The organism is Pseudoalteromonas sp. DL-6 (assembly GCF_004328665.1).
Lineage (GTDB): Bacteria > Pseudomonadota > Gammaproteobacteria > Enterobacterales > Alteromonadaceae > Pseudoalteromonas.
Window position 1 is genome coordinate 2,861,409 of the sequence record NZ_CP019770.1, and the last position, 19,189, is coordinate 2,880,597.

General features: G+C 41.4%; 21 protein-coding genes. 13 read left to right on the top strand and 8 right to left on the bottom strand.

Features of this window, described 5'->3' with window-relative positions; all coding sequences use genetic code 11:
* Positions 1 to 161 precede the first annotated feature (161 nt).
* Together ampE and ampD are read right to left on the bottom strand one after the other, a co-directional pair.
* A complete protein-coding gene (gene ampE / locus B1F84_RS13360; RefSeq protein WP_131691705.1) occupies positions 162 to 1,013 on the bottom strand; it encodes a beta-lactamase regulator AmpE in 852 nt (283 codons plus the stop codon).
* Between the two features lie 287 nt (positions 1,014 to 1,300).
* The gene (ampD, locus tag B1F84_RS13370) at positions 1,301 to 1,846 is read right to left on the bottom strand and encodes a 1,6-anhydro-N-acetylmuramyl-L-alanine amidase AmpD (RefSeq protein WP_131691706.1); all 546 of its coding nucleotides are present in this window, start codon (positions 1,844 to 1,846) and stop codon (positions 1,301 to 1,303) included.
* Between the two features lie 273 nt (positions 1,847 to 2,119).
* Here ampD and nadC point away from each other — a divergent pair, with 273 nt between their 5' ends.
* From nadC to yacG, 7 genes are all read left to right on the top strand, one after another.
* Entirely contained in the window at positions 2,120 to 2,965 is an 846-nt protein-coding gene (gene nadC, locus B1F84_RS13375; RefSeq protein ID WP_131691707.1) for a carboxylating nicotinate-nucleotide diphosphorylase, read from the top strand.
* Between the two features lie 508 nt (positions 2,966 to 3,473).
* Positions 3,474 to 3,911, top strand: a complete 438-nt coding sequence (locus tag B1F84_RS13380) for a pilin (RefSeq protein WP_131691708.1) — start codon at positions 3,474 to 3,476, stop codon at positions 3,909 to 3,911.
* A 66-nt stretch (positions 3,912 to 3,977) separates the two neighbouring features.
* Positions 3,978 to 5,207, top strand: a complete 1,230-nt coding sequence (locus tag B1F84_RS13385) for a type II secretion system F family protein (RefSeq protein ID WP_131691709.1) — start codon at positions 3,978 to 3,980, stop codon at positions 5,205 to 5,207.
* 239 nt (positions 5,208 to 5,446) lie between these two features.
* Complete coding sequence (locus B1F84_RS13390; RefSeq protein ID WP_131691710.1) at positions 5,447 to 6,358, top strand: A24 family peptidase; 912 nt, start codon at positions 5,447 to 5,449, stop codon at positions 6,356 to 6,358.
* 2 nt (positions 6,359 to 6,360) lie between these two features.
* The gene (gene coaE / locus B1F84_RS13395) at positions 6,361 to 6,990 is read left to right on the top strand and encodes a dephospho-CoA kinase (protein WP_131691711.1); all 630 of its coding nucleotides are present in this window, start codon (positions 6,361 to 6,363) and stop codon (positions 6,988 to 6,990) included.
* 144 nt (positions 6,991 to 7,134) lie between these two features.
* Complete coding sequence (gene pilB / locus B1F84_RS13400) at positions 7,135 to 8,811, top strand: type IV-A pilus assembly ATPase PilB (protein WP_131691712.1); 1,677 nt, start codon at positions 7,135 to 7,137, stop codon at positions 8,809 to 8,811.
* Positions 8,812 to 8,876: 65 nt separating this feature from the next.
* On the top strand, positions 8,877 to 9,107 hold the full coding sequence (gene yacG, locus B1F84_RS13405; protein WP_008466423.1) for a DNA gyrase inhibitor YacG: 231 nt from the start codon (positions 8,877 to 8,879) through the stop codon (positions 9,105 to 9,107).
* A 293-nt stretch (positions 9,108 to 9,400) separates the two neighbouring features.
* Here yacG and B1F84_RS13410 read toward each other — a convergent pair whose 3' ends face one another.
* The gene (locus B1F84_RS13410; protein ID WP_131691713.1) at positions 9,401 to 9,865 is read right to left on the bottom strand and encodes a Spy/CpxP family protein refolding chaperone; all 465 of its coding nucleotides are present in this window, start codon (positions 9,863 to 9,865) and stop codon (positions 9,401 to 9,403) included.
* Positions 9,866 to 10,025: 160 nt separating this feature from the next.
* On the opposite strand from B1F84_RS13410, the gene B1F84_RS13415 reads away from it, so the two are divergent.
* The 3 genes from B1F84_RS13415 to B1F84_RS13425 are packed head-to-tail and all read left to right on the top strand — an operon-like array spanning position 10,026 to position 13,051.
* Positions 10,026 to 10,712 (top strand): response regulator, encoded by a 687-nt coding sequence (locus tag B1F84_RS13415; protein WP_076919373.1) that lies wholly within the window; start codon positions 10,026 to 10,028, stop codon positions 10,710 to 10,712.
* On the top strand, positions 10,690 to 12,117 hold the full coding sequence (locus B1F84_RS13420) for an ATP-binding protein (RefSeq protein WP_131691714.1): 1,428 nt from the start codon (positions 10,690 to 10,692) through the stop codon (positions 12,115 to 12,117). Before B1F84_RS13415 ends, B1F84_RS13420 begins: the two co-directional genes overlap by 23 nt.
* Positions 12,107 to 13,051, top strand: a complete 945-nt coding sequence (locus B1F84_RS13425; protein WP_131691715.1) for an alpha/beta fold hydrolase — start codon at positions 12,107 to 12,109, stop codon at positions 13,049 to 13,051. Before B1F84_RS13420 ends, B1F84_RS13425 begins: the two co-directional genes overlap by 11 nt.
* Before the next feature lie 17 nt (positions 13,052 to 13,068).
* Here B1F84_RS13425 and B1F84_RS13430 read toward each other — a convergent pair whose 3' ends face one another.
* Positions 13,069 to 13,899 carry a cation diffusion facilitator family transporter gene (locus B1F84_RS13430; RefSeq protein ID WP_131691935.1) on the bottom strand — a complete coding sequence of 277 codons (831 nt, stop codon included), beginning with the start codon at positions 13,897 to 13,899 and terminating at the stop codon, positions 13,069 to 13,071.
* A gap of 156 nt (positions 13,900 to 14,055) precedes the next feature.
* Here B1F84_RS13430 and trmL point away from each other — a divergent pair, with 156 nt between their 5' ends.
* Positions 14,056 to 14,520 (top strand): tRNA (uridine(34)/cytosine(34)/5-carboxymethylaminomethyluridine(34)-2'-O)-methyltransferase TrmL, encoded by a 465-nt coding sequence (trmL, locus tag B1F84_RS13435; RefSeq protein WP_008466410.1) that lies wholly within the window; start codon positions 14,056 to 14,058, stop codon positions 14,518 to 14,520.
* Between the two features lie 105 nt (positions 14,521 to 14,625).
* On the opposite strand, the gene gpsA is transcribed toward trmL, so the two are convergent.
* Genes gpsA through B1F84_RS13455 form a run of 4 tightly spaced genes read right to left on the bottom strand, consistent with a single transcriptional unit; the run spans position 14,626 to position 16,886 of the window.
* The gene (gpsA, locus tag B1F84_RS13440) at positions 14,626 to 15,633 is read right to left on the bottom strand and encodes an NAD(P)H-dependent glycerol-3-phosphate dehydrogenase (protein ID WP_008114906.1); all 1,008 of its coding nucleotides are present in this window, start codon (positions 15,631 to 15,633) and stop codon (positions 14,626 to 14,628) included.
* A 3-nt stretch (positions 15,634 to 15,636) separates the two neighbouring features.
* The gene (gene secB / locus B1F84_RS13445) at positions 15,637 to 16,125 is read right to left on the bottom strand and encodes a protein-export chaperone SecB (protein WP_008114905.1); all 489 of its coding nucleotides are present in this window, start codon (positions 16,123 to 16,125) and stop codon (positions 15,637 to 15,639) included.
* A gap of 38 nt (positions 16,126 to 16,163) precedes the next feature.
* The gene (gene grxC / locus B1F84_RS13450) at positions 16,164 to 16,421 is read right to left on the bottom strand and encodes a glutaredoxin 3 (RefSeq protein ID WP_131691716.1); all 258 of its coding nucleotides are present in this window, start codon (positions 16,419 to 16,421) and stop codon (positions 16,164 to 16,166) included.
* Positions 16,422 to 16,454: 33 nt separating this feature from the next.
* Positions 16,455 to 16,886, bottom strand: coding sequence for a rhodanese-like domain-containing protein (locus B1F84_RS13455; protein WP_008114901.1), 432 nt, complete (start codon positions 16,884 to 16,886; stop codon positions 16,455 to 16,457).
* 323 nt (positions 16,887 to 17,209) lie between these two features.
* Here B1F84_RS13455 and B1F84_RS13460 point away from each other — a divergent pair, with 323 nt between their 5' ends.
* Both B1F84_RS13460 and gpmM read left to right on the top strand, forming a co-directional pair.
* On the top strand, positions 17,210 to 17,407 hold the full coding sequence (locus B1F84_RS13460) for a hypothetical protein (RefSeq protein WP_131691717.1): 198 nt from the start codon (positions 17,210 to 17,212) through the stop codon (positions 17,405 to 17,407).
* A gap of 235 nt (positions 17,408 to 17,642) precedes the next feature.
* Positions 17,643 to 19,187: a 2,3-bisphosphoglycerate-independent phosphoglycerate mutase gene (gene gpmM / locus B1F84_RS13465; RefSeq protein ID WP_131691718.1), complete on the top strand. Its 1,545-nt coding sequence runs from the start codon at positions 17,643 to 17,645 to the stop codon at positions 19,185 to 19,187.
* Positions 19,188 to 19,189 lie beyond the last annotated feature (2 nt).

Genomic DNA, 19,189 nt, shown 5'->3' on the forward strand with positions numbered 1-19,189 from the left:
GTAAATAAATTACTTAAAAAACTATTACACAAAGAGAGGATGGGGGTAAAGAGGTTTTAGCCCGCCCCCCGTTGCTCGCGCAGCCCGCCAACACCAAACTAAACAAGGTGCTTGGCTTAATTTCTACCTAACACCTAATACCTATGACCCAACCCCTAGTTTTAACTTAAACCGCCAAATAAAGTCATTAAGGCAATTAATACTAAGTAAAAAAGTACATTGCGCTTAACCAGTTTAATCATACAGGTAGCTTCAAAGGTGCAACCATAATAGCGCTCTTCAACTTGCTCGGCGGCTAATGCAGTATAAGTAACCACCTTACGGTTAGGGCTTGAAAAATCAAACACGTAGCGCAGCCAACAACTCGTGCCTTTGTTAAAGTTGCCAATCACTAAATAACCAAAACTAGTAATACGCGCTGGTAACCAGTCTAGCCAAAACAACAAACGGTGAATGAGCTTAAAGTGTTTGGCAATCACTTCATCGCGGTTATCACTGACTAAGTCTGCAAAGGTACGTACTAATGCATAAAAAACAGCACCAGCAACCCCCAATACCACAAACCAAAATATAACCGCGCAATAAAACCGGAAATTAACCCAAGCTAATGTTTGCCCAACGGTTTCTCCGCCCTGCTGATCTTCTGTGCGCTTTTGTCCCAATTGCAAAGCATATAAAGTAGCTGCGGTTTGATCACCGCGAGTCAGTGCATTTAAATACGACTTATACAAAGCACGCTGTTTAGCACAGCCAAAGCACACCAATAACACCGCTACATTAAAAACAAGCTGCCACAATGCAAAGTCAGATAAAAAATACACACACCCAACAGCAATCACTGGCAGTAATAACCAAATTAAAAACCCGGTAGCCGTGCCAAATAAACCTTTATTCGTTAATAAATTAACACTGCGATTTAAGTAGCCATTGGCATAATGACTTATTTGCCAATGCGCAGAGCGAGCACCTAAACGCTCAAGTATCAGTGCTATTATTATTGAAACCAAAATCATGTTGTTACTCGCTTAATTTAGGGTCTGTTGACCTTTGCGGATTATAATTTGTTCAAACTAGGGGCGATTTAATCGCGGCGCGAGGTTTGTAACCTAGTGGGCTAAGTCAAAACCGAGCAACAAAGAGTAAATCGTCTCTAGGCAGAACCCGAAGGGCAGCGCCTGTTTGGCATTGATGCTACGTTATCGCCTATTTATGGGGAATAACCACACCACATAGGCGCTGCCTTGCCTAAATACCAAACAGACTGCTGCAAATTTAACCTTGAAAGGTCAACAGACCCTAGTTATTTAATTAGGTTAAAAAACTTACGCCAGTTAAAACTAACCCCAGGGTCGGTTTTTCGCCCAGGGGCAATATCGCAGTGCCCTACTATATTACTGGCTGTTATTTTTGGGTAGCGCTGCATAATAGCCTGCGCCAATGCAGCTAAACTTTGATATTGCGCATCGGTGTAGTTAGTTGTATCTGTGCCTTCAAGCTCTATACCTATACTAAAATCATTACAATTTTGTTGCCCAGCAAAGCAAGAGCGCCCCGCATGCCATGCACGTTTTTCAAAAGGGACATATTGTATAATTTCACCACAGCGCTTAATAAAACAATGCGCTGACACTCTAAGCCCTGCTAAATCAGTAAAGCTAGGGTGTGCATTGCAATCAATATTGCCCATAAATAAGTCATCAACGTAGGGAGTGTTAAACTGCCCTGCAGGTAATGAAATATTATGAATAACCAACAGCGAAATATCGCAGTGAGCAGGTCGATCGTCAAAATGGCTACACGCCCGCTGGCTAATATTATTTATAACGCCTAAAGAATCTATTTTCATACTATTTATTTAAAACTTATGTAGCCCGCTGCCCATAGCCCGTTACCCGCATCCCGTTACCCGTAGCTCGCAGCGCTCAGGTTAATCAACCAAAATTGATGTATATCAAGATGCTAATAGATTTAAGCCCATAAAGATAGCGTAATACCAAACGATAAAATATGATTAACGCGTTAATTAAGCGCTGGCTTTTTAGTTTAGTTGTTAGCGGCTTCTATTTAGTAATTAAACAGAGTAAAATTTAGTTAATTTATTATCTATTATGAGTTTTTCATGTCTATTTCGCATACCCTAATTAGCCAACTTGTTACCTTAGCGCTAGATGAAGACCTAAATCACCAAAGCGCAGAACAAGGCGATATTACCGCACAGCTTATTCCGCAAGCAGAGCAAGCCAATGCGAAAGTGATCACCCGTGAAGACTGCATTTTTTGTGGTAAAGACCTAATCATTGAAGTGTTCAAGCAAGTCGACCCAAGTGTGGTTGTAACTATATGCGTGAACGACGGCGACTTTGTTAGTGCCAATAGCACTCTATTCACCGCATCAGGCTCTGCTCGCGCTATTTTAACGGCAGAGCGTACAGCACTTAATTTTGTACAAACGCTCTCTGGCACAGCCACCACCACCGCGCATTATGTAAAAGAGCTAAGCGGTACTAATACACAACTACTCGATACCCGTAAAACCATTCCAGGGCTAAGAGCATTGCAAAAATACGCAGTTAAGTGTGGTGGCGGTGCAAACCACCGAATTGGTTTGTTTGATGCGTTTTTAATTAAAGAAAACCACATAGCAGCCTGCGGAGGAATTAATAACGCAGTAGCTCAAGCTAAGCTAAATCATGCCGATAAACCTATAGAGGTTGAAGTTGAATCGTTTGCTGAGTTAGAGCAAGCCATTAACGCAGGCGCCGATATTATAATGTTAGATAATTTTAACCCAGAGCAAATACGCCAAGCGGTTAGCATTACAAATAAGCGCGCTAAATTAGAAGTATCAGGCAATATGACCTTAGAAACGCTAAAAGCATACTCGCAAGCTGGGGTTGACTTTATTTCAAGCGGCGCGCTTACAAAAAATTTACAATCAATCGATTTATCGATGCGATTTGAGTAAATAGTGTAAAATTTATTTATATATTCCCGCGCTAATTGATTGACAGCCTTTAAAAAAGGGCATTAAATAATTGAAAAGGATTATTTATAACAAGTTATTAAATTAATGCGCTTTTTATCAGTTTTTTACATACAAAAGCGCAATAAACAGTGTTAGACTCATACCGAACAACTAGTTTTAAGTATAAAATTAGTTTAAAAGACTGAGAAAACACAAAAGCGTATAAACTTGAGATAAATGACAATGTTTATTTCATTATTAACTTGTAACTTTCGGGGATTATAACTAACTTTTAATAGTTAGGCTTATACTCAAATAAGGGACGAGTAACGAATAACCGTCATACAGTGCGTGTCTTTGTGGCAAATATTTTTCCGCCCAAGCGCAGCACTAAATTTGGCAAGATGATTTTATTTTTGTAGTAACAGGTTAAGTAAACACATAAGTTACAGTTTAAAAACTTATACCCGTTTGGCTTACCACAACATTATCCTTTAGGAGAGGAAACATGCAAACAATGACACAACAAAACCAAAAGGGTTTCACCCTAATTGAATTAATGATTGTAGTAGCAATCATCGGTATTTTAGCAGCAGTAGCCCTGCCTGCTTATCAGGATTACACAAAACGTGCTCATGTTAGTGAAGGGATTACGCTAGCAGCTTCAGCAAAATCTGCTGTAACTGAGTACTTCACATCACAAGCTGTTTTACCTAAAACAAATGCTGAAGCTGGGTTACCTGCAAAAGCTACTATTAAAGGTAATGCAGTAACCTCTGTTGAAGTCGGTGCAGCAGGAATTATCACTGTTGTATACAATGATAAAGTAAAAACAGGTGCAACACTTATACTCACTCCAGACACTACAACTAACGCTGGAGCTATAACTTGGACATGTAATGCTGGTACTGTTGAAGACAAATACCTACCTGCAAACTGTCGTTAAATACTGAAAGACTGTAAAGCTGAGTAATATTCACTCAGCTTTATCTATAAAAATAGAGATATGTATATGTCATCAAAGGAGCCTTCGAAAAATCTAGACACTTTCCAATGGATGGGATTAAGCGCTAGAGGTAAAAAACTAGAGGGAGAGCTTACGGGCTCTAGCATTGCATTAGTAAAGGCACAACTTCGTAAACAAGGTATTACTCCTTCCAAAGTAAAACGAAAAGCAAAACCCTTATTTGGCTTACAAAGTGTACAGAAAATCACTCCAAAAGATATTGCGTTAGTTACGCGACAAATAGCCACTATGTTAATGGCGGGTGTACCGCTGATACAATCAATTGAAATGATAGGCTCAGGCTCCACCAATAAAAGCGTAAGTAAGCTCATGGAAACCATTGGTGATGAGGTTAAAGCCGGTCAACCATTATCAATGGCACTCAGAAAGCACCCCCGTTATTTTGATGATTTATATTGCGATTTAGTGGCCTCTGGTGAGCAATCGGGCGCACTGGATAAAATATTTGACCGCGTAGCCCTTTATAAAGAAAAATCAGAAGCGCTAAAATCAAAAATCAAAAAGGCCATGTTTTACCCTATTGCGGTATTGGTGGTGGCATTGATTGTAACCTCCATACTACTTATTTTTGTAGTACCGCAATTTCAGGATATTTTTAATGGCTTTGGTGCTGAACTGCCTGCCTTTACCTTATTTGTTATTGCTATTTCTGAATTTATGCAAGAGTACTGGTGGATGGCGCTAATAGCGGTAATGGCATTTGGCTATATATTTAAAGAAGCCCATTTGAGGAGTTTAGCACTCAGAGATGCCACCGACCGCGCCATACTCAAACTGCCCATTATAGGCATGATACTTAATAAAGCAGCGGTAGCACGTTATGCACGTACCCTATCGACCACCTTTGCTGCCGGTGTACCGCTTGTAGATGCGCTTGATTCTGCTGCAGGTGCCTCCGGTAATGCGGTTTATCGCTATGCTATTTTAGAAATTAAAGCCGAGGTGAGTTCAGGTAACCAAATGAACTGGGCAATGCGCAACTCTAAAATATTCCCAGATATGGTGGTACAAATGGTCGCCATTGGTGAAGAGTCAGGATCGCTTGATGGCATGCTGGCAAAAGTGGCTACTATTTACGAACAAGAAGTGGATGACGCCGTAGATGGCCTATCTAGCCTATTAGAGCCATTAATAATGGCAGTACTTGGTGTATTAGTGGGTGGCTTAATTGTGGCCATGTACTTACCTATATTCCAACTAGGTTCAGTTATTTAGCTTCGAGCTTCGAGCTTCGAGTTTCTAGGCCCGTTGCCCGAAGCCCATTGCCCGCACCTAAAGTGCGCGGCAAAAAGCTCCGCCTACAGGACAATTAAAGCGCGGTGGCTCCCCGCTACCCGCTACCCGTTGCCCGTCGCCCGTCGCCCGTCGCTCGAACCTAACATCCTAAAACCTAACTTTGCACTTATGTAAAACCACTGTATTATCAACGCAGAATTTAGTTTTAGGTAAAATAAATGCAAAGTTTTTTTATTGATATTATCAGCGCGATGCAGGCCCATTTATGGTTTTATTTGACCACAGTTGGCTTAGTGAGCTTATCTGTTGGTAGCTTTTTAAATGTAGTGATATACCGCTTGCCGCTAATGATGCAAAAAGAATGGCAAACTGAATGCCGCTTATTATTAGCCGATGAACTAACCAGCCCAAAGGCTAAACACGCCCCTGCACGAACAAATGACACGTTTAACTTAGTTAAACCCAACTCATGCTGCCCTAAGTGCAAAGCGGCCATTAAACCTTGGCAAAATATCCCTATAATTAGCTGGCTATTATTAAAAGGAAAATGCGCAACCTGTAATAACCCAATATCAATTCGTTACCCAAGCGTTGAGGCCATTACTGCTATTTTAAGCCTAGTGGTTGCTTATTGCTTTGGCGTAACTGAGCAGGCTTTATTGTACATTGTAGTTACTTGGGTATTGGTAGCACTAACTTTTATTGATATTGACCACATGCTCCTGCCGGATCAGCTTACTTTGCCGCTTTTATGGCTGGCGTTAATAGCCTCAGTTATGGGTTATACCATAGCCCCTAGCGATGCCATTATTGGCGCAGCATGTGGCTATTTAAGCTTATGGAGTGTGTTTTGGTTGTTTAAATTAATAACCGGTAAAGAAGGCATGGGCTATGGCGACTTTAAATTACTGGCGGTGTTTGGCGCATTGCTGGGTTGGCAATCGTTATTGACCATTATTTTGCTCTCCAGCGTGGTTGGCGCAGTAATTGGCATTGCCCTGCTGAGCATTCAAGGTAAAGACAAAGCAACACCGATTCCTTTTGGTCCTTATTTAGCAATAGCCGGTTGGATAACTATGCTGTGGGGGTCACAACTACAAAACAGCTATTTTAATTTTATTGGCTACTAACTATGAATAATACACACCATCATATTAAAAACTGGGTGCTAGGGCTAACCGGCGGCATTGGCTGTGGTAAAACCGCCGTAAGCAATATGCTGGCAGAACTAGGCATTACTATTGTTGATGCTGATATTATTGCTCGCCAAGTAGTTGAGCCTGGCACTGAAGGGCTTAATGCTATTGTTAAGCATTTTGGTACTGACATACTTAATGAACATGGCGCATTAAACCGAAGCGAACTAAGAGCGCGTATTTTTAGTAACGCTGAGCAAAAAGCATGGCTGAATGCGCTGCTACATCCTTTAATACGCACTAAACTGATCACTGATTTAACAAACGCGCAAAGCGACTACGTGGTGTTAGTTGCGCCGTTGTTATTTGAAAATGAGCTTGATAGCTACTGTAATCGTACCTTGCTAATTGACGTACCGGTAGAAATACAAATTACCCGCACTACAAAACGTGACAATATTAGCACTGAACAAGCAAAACAAATTATTGACGCACAAATGTCTCGTGAGCAAAAACAACATAAAGCGGATGATATTTTAAATAATAACCGCAACTTAAACGATGTAAAACAAGACTTACTTGAGCTGCATAAGTATTATTTACAGCAAGCTAAGTCTACAATATAACTGGATAAGCTAAATGCTAGATAGTAAACCATGCAACAGCGCATTTTTTATCAGTAAAAATACCTGCTGCATTGGTACGATTAATGTATTCCTTTCTTTTTTCTGATAAATTGCTGACAAATGAAGGATTAAATCAGGTGCGCAATGAATATTAACTCACCGTTATTAAGAAAATTTATTACCCTCGGCCGGGTTGATACCGATACCGTAAAAGCAAAACAACAAGAGTTTGCGTCAACTGCTGAGCTTATTTCTAAATGTGGCAAAATAGACAGCCAAGATTTAGCGCAACAATGTATTGATTTGTTTAGAGTGCCTTTTTTTGATTTAAAAGATTTTAATGTTGCACAAATATCTGCCGAGCTGGTTAAAGAAAAGCTGATCCGCAAGCACCATATTTTACCTTTGGTACAAAAAGGCAGAAAAGTATACATTGCTGCCTCTGATCCTACCGATTACGGCGCTTTTGAAAACTTTGAATTTAGCACCGGTTTATCATGCGAAGTGGTGGTGGTTGACTACCTACAGCTCGACCATAAAATTGAGCAACTACTGGATGCCACAGGTAGCTTAAACTTAAGTGAAGATGAATTTAAAGAGTTTGCTGAACTAGACTCTGAGCCACAAAGAGATAACACCCCTAAAGATGATGACAAAGACGATGCCCCTATTATTGTCTACATTAATAAAATTTTAATGGATGCAATAAAAAAAGGTGCTTCCGATCTTCACTTTGAACCCTATGAGCACAAATACCGTATTCGCTTTCGTATTGATGGTATTTTACATGAGGTAGCTAGTCCACCGAATAGTTTAGCAACCAAGCTTTCGGCGCGTATAAAAGTTATGTCACGCCTTGATATCGCTGAAAAACGTAAACCACAAGATGGCCGTATCAAGCTTAAAATTACTGAGCGTAAAAGTATTGATTTTCGTGTTAGTACCATGCCAACCCTATGGGGTGAAAAAGTGGTAATGCGTATTCTAGATTCATCCAGTGCTATGCTAGGCATTGATGTATTAGGTTATGAACCCGAACAGAAAAAACTCTACCTCGATGCACTAGAACAACCACAAGGGATGATTTTAGTGACCGGGCCAACCGGCTCGGGTAAAACCGTATCCTTGTATACGGGTTTAAATATACTTAATCAGCCGGAACGAAATATTAGTACCGCTGAAGATCCGGTAGAAATTAACCTCGAAGGGGTTAACCAAGTACAAATAAATATTAAAGCCGACATGACCTTTGCTAATGCTTTACGGGCGTTCTTACGTCAAGATCCCGATGTTGTCATGGTGGGTGAAATACGTGATTTAGAAACCGCTGAAATATCAATTAAAGCGGCGCAAACCGGTCACTTGGTGCTATCAACGCTTCACACTAACTCCGCGCCAGAAACCATTACCCGTTTGTTAAATATGGGTGTACCCGCGTATAATGTAGCCAGTTCAATTAGTTTAATTATAGCCCAGCGCTTAGCGCGCCGATTGTGCTCTAAATGTAAAGTACCAGAGCCTTTACCCCGTGAAGAGCTTATTCGCCAAGGCTTTAATGAACAACAAATACAGGACATGATTTTATACGCACCGAAAGGCTGTGAAAGCTGTACCGATGGCTATAAAGGCCGTGTTGGTATTTACGAAGTCATGAAAGTTACCCCAGAAATAGCGCAAATTATAATGCGCGGTGGTAACTCATTAGAAATTGCTGAGGTATCACTTAAAGCAGGGTTTAATAACATACGCTTATCAGGTCTTCGAAAAGCCGCAGAGGGCGTGACCTCACTCCTTGAGATAAACCGTGTCACTAGTTTTTAAATAAAGTGCTTAGTTGCTTAACAATAAATTGAGCGGCTAAGCCTATGTTAATTTGAGAGTAAATTATGCCAACTATGGTTAACTGCCCAAACTGCAAAGCACAAGTAGAATGGTCAGCACAAAGTCCGCACCGCCCTTTTTGTTCAAAGCGTTGCCAACTTATTGATTTAGGTGAATGGTCGTTTGAAAATAATAAAATTTCCGCGCCGATTACAGCTGCAGATGAGTTCAATCAAGACATGATTGAAGACATTGAAGCAATGATGGCAAAAAATGAAGATGACTTTTTTAAGTAACCTTTAAAGGTTCGAGGTTCGAGGTTCGAGGTTCGAGGTTCGAGGTTCGAGGTTCGAGGTTCGAGGTTCGAGAAATTTAAAAACCTTGCAGTTAACATTGCAAGGTTTTTTTATACCTGTAGCAGCGGGTTTACCCCGCGTCAGTATTAGGTTTTAAGTTTTAGGTTTTAGCAACAGGCAACTCTGTGAAGCGCAAAGCGCCTCTGACCCCTCTGTGGTTCAAAATATTCTGTAGATACAAGGCGGGGCTTCGGGCGACGAGCTTCACCCCTCGAACCTCGCACCTAGCCCTTCTACCTGCGGCGCTGCTCTATTTTAGCTAACTTTTCTTTTTGCTCAGCGTTAAGCAGTTGCATTACCTGATGCTGGGTTTTCAATTTAATTAATCCCAATTGCTGTTTCTTATCTTGGCGTGCGGTTAATAACTCTTTCGCTGCATTTTCGTCAAAGTTTGGCGCTGACAATAACGCATCCATCTGCGCTTTATAAGCTTGGCGCTGTGCCTTACGCGCGTCTTTATTTTGGTTTCTTAGTGCTTTAATCTGTGTTTTTTGCGCTGTAAAAATCGCTTTTAATTGTGTTTGTTGCTGTTGCGTAAGCGCCAGCTTATCTGCTGCTCGCTCAGAAAGTAAAAAGCGCGCTTGAGAGTGGCCTTGTTTATGTCCATCACCTTTTGCAAGTGCGCTGCCCGCACTGAGCGTTGCTGCTGTTAAGCCACATATAAGTACTAATTTTGATAGCATGTTTACTTTAGTCATAATCATCACCTTAATATTAGGTTGGTTGTTGGTTGCTAATGTTTACTATAACTAACTCAATACAAAGTAACGCAAAGCAGTGTAAAGGTTATGTAAAGACTAACTTTTGATGAATTTAGCGCGTAAAATAAAACCATAAACAGCGCGTAAGGCTTTATATATGAAACTATTAATGATTGATGATGACACCGGTTTATGTGAGTTATTGAGCGAGTATCTGAGCGCACAAGGCTTTAGCATTCAAACCGCACACGATGGTCAACAAGGCTTAGAGCTAGCCTTACAAAACGATTACGCGCTTATATTACTTGACGTTATGCTGCCCTCTATAGATGGCTTTGAAGTGCTAAAACAGCTCAGGCAAAGTAAATTAACACCAGTGATTATGCTGACCGCTAAAGGAGAAGACTTTGACCGTATTTTTGGCCTTGAACTCGGCGCGGATGATTATATTGCAAAACCATTTAATCACCGTGAACTCCTTGCCCGGGTTAAAGCCATTACTCGGCGTATTGAACACATTAATAGTGTGTCTAATAACAATAAAAAAATATCTTCAAACGGTATTACTGTTAATTTTGCTACGCGAGAAGCTAGTATTAATAACAACTCCCTCACACTAACGGGCACCGAATACGAGATACTTGCCTTATTGATAAAGCACGCCCCGAATGTAATTAGCAAAGAGCAAATAAGCGAAGATGTATTAGGCCGGCGGTTAGCGTCTTTTGACCGCTCTATAGATATGCATGTGAGTAATATCCGTAAAAAAATAGCCGAGCACATAGACGGTGATAAAATTAAAACAATGAGGGGAACAGGGTATGTCTTCATCCAAGGAGAATAAACCTCACCGTTTTAGTTGGCTACGCCACCCACGACATTATTTATTTTTTAAGGTCTTTACGTGGTTTTGGCTGACGATTATTGGCACTTTTACAGCGCTCTTTTTCTTGAGTAATATTTCACTAATAAATGCCATTAGCCATGACCCACTGCAAGGACCAATGCAGAAAAACCTAGAATACCTAGCACGAGCTATCGAGCGCAGCGCACATAAACACAAGCGATCTATTAATGACATTATTACTCATCCGCGTTTAACTAAACGTAAATTACTTTATTTAAATTCACAAAACAGCGATGAGGTTTTGATCAGTAAAGATGTTGAGAACAATATTGATTTAAGCTTACTTAACTTTAGCAAGGGGATGCCTCCACAGGTTATTTTTACTGAATACTATCAAGCTTTTGGCCCCATGCGTATTCGTGTTCCCGAAGGGGAATTTGAGTTATATGAAATAGATATAAATCAGCAGCGGCCGCTCTTTATTCGTTTAAGGTTGCTACCTGTATGGTTAAAAATTTCCATCGCGATTATCGCCTCACTTACATTAAGTTTTTTATTTAGTCGTAACTTAATTGCCCCTATAAATAGTTTAAAACAAGCAGCAATCAAGCTCTCAAACGGCGATTTAAGTGCGCGTGCGGCAATAAATAGTCAGCGAAAAGATGAACTTGGAGTTTTAGGCCGCGACTTTAACCGCATGGCCGATCAACTAGAGCAGCTACTTAGCGCTCAAAAGCGCTTATTAGCCGATATATCCCATGAATTACGTTCTCCGCTAACTCGTTTAAAAATGGCGACGGGGCTGGCGCAAATGCAAGCAAGTGAAGCAAGCCAATCGTATTTATTGCGTATTGAAAAAGAAGCTAATCAGCTGGATAAAATGATAGCCGATGTATTACAGGTATCGCGCTTAGAAGCAAATAGCCAACCTTTATCGCTGCAAGCACAGTCGTTGCAAGTGATTGTTGACCATGTGATTAACGATGCTCAGTTTGAAGCGAAACAGCACAATAAAACCTTACTTGTACACGGTAATGTTGAAGTAAATATAGAATGTGACGAAATGTTGATTGCCAGTGCCTTAGAGAACATTCTGCGCAATGCCATTAAATATGCACAACATACTATTAGCATCAGCTTAAAACACAGTGATACCATATACATACAAATATGTGACGATGGCCCTGGCGTACCTAAGGCGCAACTTGATAAGTTGTGTGAACCGTTTTTCAGGCAATCAGATGCCCGCGACCGCCTCAGCGGTGGCACGGGTTTAGGGTTAGCCATTGCAAAAAATGCGGTGATCGCGCATGGTGGAAATTTAGCTTTATCAAATAAAGACGCTGGCGGGTTGTGCGTTGAGGTAAGCTTACCAATACAAAAGAGAGAGCATGTTTTATAGTACTGAAAGTGAGCTTGAAAAGAATCAGCCTGCAATAATTGAGTTTTATACTAATACGCTAAAAAAAGCGTATTTAAACACAGCGGCTGGGGAATTGTTTTATGCTTATGCCAAGCCTAACGATGCTCACACTGCCATTGTTATTAGTTCAGGGCGTATTGAAGGACTGGATAAATACAAAGAGCTACTTTGGGAGCTTTATTGTAATAATTTTGCAGTGTTTATTGTTGATCACCAAGGCCAAGGTCGCTCTTATCGGTTATTAAAAAACCCCCATAAAGGCTACGTAAAACAATTTGAAGATTACAGTCACGATCTTAACCAGTTTAATGAAAAAGTGGTGCAGCAGCACTGGCAAGGTAAAAAGTTACTGCTTAGTCATTCAATGGGCGGCGCCATTGCATTTGATTACTTAGCACGTTATTCACATGATTTTAGTGGGGCATTTTTATCGGCGCCCATGTTTGATATTCATACCAAAGGAATACCCAAGCCAATTGCACAGTTTATCGCTGCAAGTGCCTCATTATTAGGGCTCTCAGGATGTTATGCACTAGGACAAAACGATTACTCACCTGAAGAGTTTGCGCTTAATACTTTAACCAGTAGCCAAATACGTTACGAGCAATTTAGGGCAACTTATCAGCAAACCCCACTATTACAATTAGGTGGCGTGACTTATGGCTGGCTGAATACTGTTTTTTCGTTTATTAAAGCGCTTGATAAACTATCCATAACCACCCCACTATTTATAGCTAGCGCAGAAAATGATGAAGTGGTTGATAATCAAGCCCAATACAAGCTTGCAAGCCGGCATAAAAATACGCTAATCAAGCAGTTTAAAGGGGCTAAGCACGAGCTATTTTTTGAGCGTGATGAAATTCGCCAACCACTACTAACAAGCCTATATAAATTTTGTGAGTCGCTAAGTTAACCTAAATTCTGGTTAGGTTAACGACCAAGCGATAATGGATCTAGGTGAATCAATATATCCACTTCCGATTCAAATTGCTGAGTGATCATCAGCTCAACTTCGTCGGCTACTTTATGGGCACGAATAAGCGGTAAATGATCATCAAGCTCTAAATGCAGTTGGATAAACTTAACTTTACCGCCTTGTCGAGTACGAATTCCGTGTACCCCATAAACATCAATATGGGCATGCGCTATTTCAAAAATACTTTGCTTTTCTTCATCTGGCAGCTCTTTATCCATTAAGTGCGAGGCACTCTCAGTCGCTATATCCCAGCTGTTATAAAGTAAGTAACCCGCTACACCAATGGCAAACAAAGGATCAGCATACAGCACCCCATAATAAGCAAGTAAAATAGCAATTAGTACCGCCGCGTTTAAAATTAAATCGCCTTTATAGTGAACAGAATCAGCCTTGATGGCGATTGATTCTGTATGCTTCACTACTTTATTTTGCACAAATACAATTACTAAAGTACATGCTATAGCAAAAATACTGACCCACACACCTAATAATGAATGTGTCAGCTCTACGGGGTTAATTAGTCGCTCAATACCGTGAAACGCCAATAAACAACCTGAGCCTGCAATAAAAGCGGCCTGCCCAAGCCCTGCAAGTGCCTCTGCTTTACCGTGGCCAAATCGGTGGTCGTCATCCGCAGGACGCAGTGCATACGATAAAACCAAAAAGCTCATTAGTGTTGCTGTTATATCCATTAATGAGTCGGTTAATGAGCCAAGCATTGACGCCGAACCCGACGCAAGCCACGCCCATGCTTTGGTCGCAATCATTAGGCTGACCATAATCATGGTCACTATACTGGAGGCCTTGACCCAAAATTCATAACTGCGATTATGCACGTATCTTTCCGTTGTAAGCTGTATTTAATGTTTTCAGTATATCATTTTTTATTCATTGTTCGTGTATACTGACCCCGTCAAATTAAAGATTTTATAGGGCTTATTGTGCTGGATATTGTTTTATACCAACCTGAAATTCCGCCTAACACCGGGAATATCATTCGTTTATGTGCCAATACAGGCTATTCACTGCATTTAATTGAACCGTTAGGGTTTGAATGGGATGACAAACGTGTAAAACGCGCTGGCCTTGATTATCATGAATTTAGCCATGTACAACGCCATGCTTCATTTGAAGCTTACTTAGAAAAGTGTCAGCCTAAAAAAGTGTATGCGTGCACCACTAAAGGCAGTCAGTTTCACCATCAAGCACAATATGAAGCGGGTGACTGCTTAGTATTCGGCCCTGAGACCCGAGGCCTACCTGATGACATGATCCAAGCATTACCAAACGAGCAACGAGTACGTATTCCTATGCAAGCCGACAGCCGTAGTATGAATCTATCTAATGCGGTAGCTGTGTTTGTGTATGAGTCTTGGCGCCAGCTTGGTTTTCCAAACGCCCAGTAAGGTTTTAGGTTTTAGGTTTTAGGTTTTAGGTTTTAGGTTTTAGGTTTTAGGTTTTAGGTTTTAGGCAAACAAAAATACCTGTCACCTAAAACCTAGCAGTTCGTTTTATTCTGATTTCTGTTCACGACCTAATAAGGCCATAGCAGCTGCTTTCATGTCTTTATTTTCATAAAGTACTTTGTATATTTGCTCAGTAATTGGCATTTCAACACCTGCTCGCTGCGCGAGTAAATACACTTCTTTGGTGTTTCTAAAGCCTTCAACGACTTGGCCAATTGATGCAATCGCATCATCAACACTTTCACCTTTACCTAACGCTAAACCAAAACGGCGGTTGCGCGATTGGTTATCGGTACAGGTTAAAATTAAATCGCCTAAACCAGCCATACCCATAAAGGTTTCTGGTTTTGCACCCAGTGCACAACCCAAACGCGATAACTCTGCTAAACCACGTGTAATAAGCGCGGTACGTGCATTTGCACCAAAGCCGACACCATCAGAAATCCCTGCACCAATAGCAATTACGTTTTTAACCGCACCACCAAGCTGGATGCCAATAAAGTCATCATTGTTGTACACCCGAAACGAGCGGCCGCAATGGAGTAGATCGGCAATTTGTTTCGCAAATGCTGATGAAGTTGATGACACCGAAATAGCAGTAGGTGAACCCATCGCCATTTCTTTTGCAAAGGTTGGCCCAGAAAGTACCGCTAATGGTACTTCTTCACCGAGCTCTTGCACTGCCACTTCTTGCAATAAGCGCCCAGTATCTGGCTCAAGTCCTTTAGTAGCCCAGGCTATTTTTGCATTTGGCCGCAAAGCCGGTTTAATTTGCTTTAGCGTGTCGGCAAATGCGTGGCTTGGCACAACAACCAGTACAATATCGCTAGCTGCTGTTGCTTGCTGCAAATCGGCTTCAAGGGTTAAGGTGTCAGGAAAAGGAATATCAGGTAAGTAACGTTGATTTTTTCGCTCAGCTGCAAGCGTCGCAACGTCTTGGCTATTGCGCCCCCATAAAGTCACATTGTGACCATTTCGGGCTAAACAAATAGCAAGGGCGGTGCCATAAGACCCCGCCCCTAAAACAGTAACAGCTGATGTTGCTGTATTCATAAATTATGCGTCTGCTGAAGCCTGCTCAGCTTGCGCTGTGCGTTGCTGCATGTATTGTGCAAATAATGCATCAAAGTTAACCGGTGCAAGGTTAAGCTGTGGGAACGTACCACGGTTTACTAAGTTCGATACCGCTTCACGTGCATACGGGAATAACACGTTAGGGCAGAATGCACCTAGCATATGTGCTAATTGCATTTCTTCAACATCAGCAATAGTAAAAATACCTGCTTGTTGAATTTCACATAAAAACGCAGTTTCTTCACCGATAGATGCCGTCACAGTTAACGCTAAAACAACTTCGTAAACACCTTCATCAAGCTTATTAGAGCGTGTATCTAAATCTAATTTTACTTCTGGAGCCCACTCTTTTTGAAAAATAGCGGGTGAATTTGGCGTTTCAAACGACACATCTTTAGTATAAATACGTTGAATAGTAAACTGTGCGCCTGCATCAGCTTCTGCTGCTGCGTTTTGATTTTGTTCGTTCATTGTTATTCCTAACCTGTTATTTATTATAATTAATTAAATTAAGCACTCAGCTTAGCATCAAGGTTACCTTGTGCTTCTAGTGCCATCATATCGTCACAGCCACCGATGTGTTCATCGTTAATAAAAATTTGTGGAACCGTGCTTGCGCCACCGGCTTTGGCGATCATTTCATCGCGAAGCTCTGGCTGTAAGCCAATATCAATATTTGTGTATTTTACACTTTTGCTGTCTAACAACGCTAATGCGCGATGACAAAAAGGACAGTATCCTTTGGTGTATAAAACAACGTTACTCATAATATAATCCTTAATCGGTTTAGCTAAGGCGTATTAGCGACCGGTTGTTGTTGGCAAGCTTGCTGATTGCCACGCACCCATACCGCCAGACAAAACAGAAACCTGTTCAAATCCTGCTTTATGCATTGCTGTTGCAACGCCTGAGGCAGTCATACCTGCAGCACATACCACTATAATGGGTTTGCTCTTGTACTTTTCAAGGGTTGAAAAATCAGATTCTTTGGCTTTTTCAGGGTTTAAATGCACAGCACCGGCAATATGGCCGGTTTTAAACTCTTTTTGCCCACGCATATCAACAACCTGACCGTCTTCGCGGTTAATAAGTAACGTTAACTGCTGAGGATTGATCTGACGAATTGCTGAAAATTTACTTTTTATTGCGCCACTAACAATAAGAAACGCAATCGCAACCCAAGCTAGGCTTAGAATTGGATGATTTGAGACAAATTCAATATATTGATCCATTCGACTTCCACTATAAAGTTACATGCTAAAACAGGGTGTTTTAGATATTTAATTCATATTTATTGTACTTACATAATGAGCAGTCACTCATCAGTAAATCAATTTAGAGTACTGTTAGGCTACTCTGAATTTTACCTACACAGAGGCTTAACTTACCCCACAAGCCTATTCAATACTTGAATAAAATAGGGATTAGCCGCGCAAGTATACCCAAATCAGCTAAAAATGCGAGTTTAAGCACGCCTGAAAGCCACAATGTAGCGCTCTTTTTAACTGAAAAATAACCTAACCCTTTAAAATATTCAATTGAGAGAGGAAGCTCATTGAAAATTTTTAATATCTTCTTTTCATTGCTGATCCTAGCTATAAAACACGGTATGCTTAGGCTTGGCATGTTGGCATTAATGTTAGCGTGTATTTTAGCAACGCTAGGGTCTGTTGATCTTTCAAGGTTAAATTTGCAGCAGCCTGTTTGGTATTTAGGCAAGGCAGAGCCTATGTGGTGTGGTTATTCCCCATAAATAGGCGATAACGCAGCATCAATGCCAAACAGGTGCTGCCCGAAGGGTTCTGCCTAGGGGCGATTTACTCTTTGTTGCCTACATGGATGTAGGTAAGGGGCGTGAGCAGGACGCGGAAGCTTTGCTCGGTTTTGACTTAGCCCACTAGGTTACAAACCTCGCGCCGCGATTAAACCGCCCCTAGTTTGAACAAATTTTAATCCGCAAAGGTCAACAGACCCTAATAGGAGTGACTATGACAGAGCATAAAAAACCACTGGTATTAATGATTTTAGATGGCTGGGGATACAGAGAAGATGAGCAAAGCAATGCCATTTTAGCTGCTAATACCCCTGTGTTAGATGAGCTTTGGGCAACGCGCCCTCATACATTAATTTCAGCATCGGGTTTAGATGTGGGTCTTCCTGATGGTCAAATGGGTAATTCTGAGGTTGGTCATGTTAACTTAGGTGCCGGTCGTATTGTTTATCAAGACTTTACCCGCATCACTAAAGCCATTGATGATGGCGAATTTGACTCAACCCCCGCACTGGTTGAAAACATTGATAAAGCCGTTCATGCCAACAAAGCCGTTCATATTATGGGACTGCTAAGCCCTGGTGGCGTTCATAGTCACGAAGATCATATTGTGGCGAGTATACAACTGGCTGCAAAACGCGGCGCTAAAGAGGTGTACTTTCATGCCTTTTTAGATGGCCGAGATACACCACCACGAAGTGCCAAAGCATCTATTGAGCGAATTGAAGCTTTATTTAGCGAACTTAAATGTGGCCGTTTAGCCTCATTAGTTGGTCGCTATTACGCCATGGACAGAGACAACCGCTGGAACCGTGTTGAAAAAGCGTATAATTTAATCACCCTAGGTGAAGGCGACTTTGATTATGAAAATGGCTTAAGCGCACTCAATGCTGCCTACGAGCGCGATGAAAATGACGAATTTGTAGCAGCCAGTTCTATCACTCCTAAAGGTAGCGAATCTGTAAAAGTAAATGATGGCGATACCATTATATTTGCCAACTTTAGAGCAGACCGTGCACGTGAAATCACTCGCGCCTTTGTCGAACCTGGTTTTGACGGCTTTAATAAGAAAAAATCGCCCGAGCTTAGTGCCTTTGTGATGATGACAGAATACGCCGCCGATATTGATGCGCCAGTAGCTTTTGGCCCAACGCCGCTTAATAACGTACTTGGCGAATGGTTTGAAAAACAAGGTAAAACTCAGCTACGTATATCTGAAACTGAAAAATATGCCCACGTTACCTTCTTCTTCAGTGGCGGACGCGAAAATGAGTTTGACGGCGAAACTCGCGAGCTGATCCCATCTCCTCAAGTAGCAACGTATGATTTACAGCCAGAAATGAACTCACAAATGCTTACCGATAAACTCGTTGCAGCAATAAAAAGTGGAAAGTATGATGCCATTATTTGTAACTACCCTAATGGCGATATGGTAGGCCACTCAGGTGTATTTGAGGCGGCAGTTAAAGCCTGTGAAGCAGTAGATAGCTGTATTGGTCGCGTAGTTGATGCCCTTAAAGAATATGGTGGAGAAGCACTAATAACTGCTGATCATGGTAATGCAGAGCAAATGGCAAACCTTAAAACAGGCCAAGCGCACACAGCACATACTAGCGAGCCAGTACCCTTTATTTATGTAGGTCGTGACGCACAAGCGCATACCGGTAAAGCCTTGAGCGATGTTGCACCCACTATGCTGCATTTAATGGGTTTGGAACAACCTGCAGAAATGACAGGTTCGCCAATTATGGTGTTGAAATAATT

What these genes read in the sequence shown, in the direction of transcription:
- B1F84_RS13420 (WP_131691714.1), top strand. Translation starts at nt 10,690, where the DNA reads ATGTCTTCATCCAAGGAGAATAAACCTCACCGTTTTAGTTGGCTACGC.
- gpsA (WP_008114906.1), bottom strand. Translation starts at nt 15,633, where the DNA reads ATGAATACAGCAACATCAGCTGTTACTGTTTTAGGGGCGGGGTCTTAT.
- B1F84_RS13410 (WP_131691713.1), bottom strand. Translation starts at nt 9,865, where the DNA reads ATGACTAAAGTAAACATGCTATCAAAATTAGTACTTATATGTGGCTTA.
- secB (WP_008114905.1), bottom strand. Translation starts at nt 16,125, where the DNA reads ATGAACGAACAAAATCAAAACGCAGCAGCAGAAGCTGATGCAGGCGCA.
- pilB (WP_131691712.1), top strand. Translation starts at nt 7,135, where the DNA reads ATGAATATTAACTCACCGTTATTAAGAAAATTTATTACCCTCGGCCGG.
- B1F84_RS13425 (WP_131691715.1), top strand. Translation starts at nt 12,107, where the DNA reads ATGTTTTATAGTACTGAAAGTGAGCTTGAAAAGAATCAGCCTGCAATA.
- B1F84_RS13385 (WP_131691709.1), top strand. Translation starts at nt 3,978, where the DNA reads ATGTCATCAAAGGAGCCTTCGAAAAATCTAGACACTTTCCAATGGATG.
- grxC (WP_131691716.1), bottom strand. Translation starts at nt 16,421, where the DNA reads ATGAGTAACGTTGTTTTATACACCAAAGGATACTGTCCTTTTTGTCAT.
- B1F84_RS13455 (WP_008114901.1), bottom strand. Translation starts at nt 16,886, where the DNA reads ATGGATCAATATATTGAATTTGTCTCAAATCATCCAATTCTAAGCCTA.
- gpmM (WP_131691718.1), top strand. Translation starts at nt 17,643, where the DNA reads ATGACAGAGCATAAAAAACCACTGGTATTAATGATTTTAGATGGCTGG.
- B1F84_RS13430 (WP_131691935.1), bottom strand. Translation starts at nt 13,899, where the DNA reads ATGATTATGGTCAGCCTAATGATTGCGACCAAAGCATGGGCGTGGCTT.
- coaE (WP_131691711.1), top strand. Translation starts at nt 6,361, where the DNA reads ATGAATAATACACACCATCATATTAAAAACTGGGTGCTAGGGCTAACC.
- nadC (WP_131691707.1), top strand. Translation starts at nt 2,120, where the DNA reads ATGTCTATTTCGCATACCCTAATTAGCCAACTTGTTACCTTAGCGCTA.
- yacG (WP_008466423.1), top strand. Translation starts at nt 8,877, where the DNA reads ATGCCAACTATGGTTAACTGCCCAAACTGCAAAGCACAAGTAGAATGG.
- ampE (WP_131691705.1), bottom strand. Translation starts at nt 1,013, where the DNA reads ATGATTTTGGTTTCAATAATAATAGCACTGATACTTGAGCGTTTAGGT.
- B1F84_RS13380 (WP_131691708.1), top strand. Translation starts at nt 3,474, where the DNA reads ATGCAAACAATGACACAACAAAACCAAAAGGGTTTCACCCTAATTGAA.
- B1F84_RS13390 (WP_131691710.1), top strand. Translation starts at nt 5,447, where the DNA reads ATGCAAAGTTTTTTTATTGATATTATCAGCGCGATGCAGGCCCATTTA.
- B1F84_RS13415 (WP_076919373.1), top strand. Translation starts at nt 10,026, where the DNA reads ATGAAACTATTAATGATTGATGATGACACCGGTTTATGTGAGTTATTG.
- ampD (WP_131691706.1), bottom strand. Translation starts at nt 1,846, where the DNA reads ATGAAAATAGATTCTTTAGGCGTTATAAATAATATTAGCCAGCGGGCG.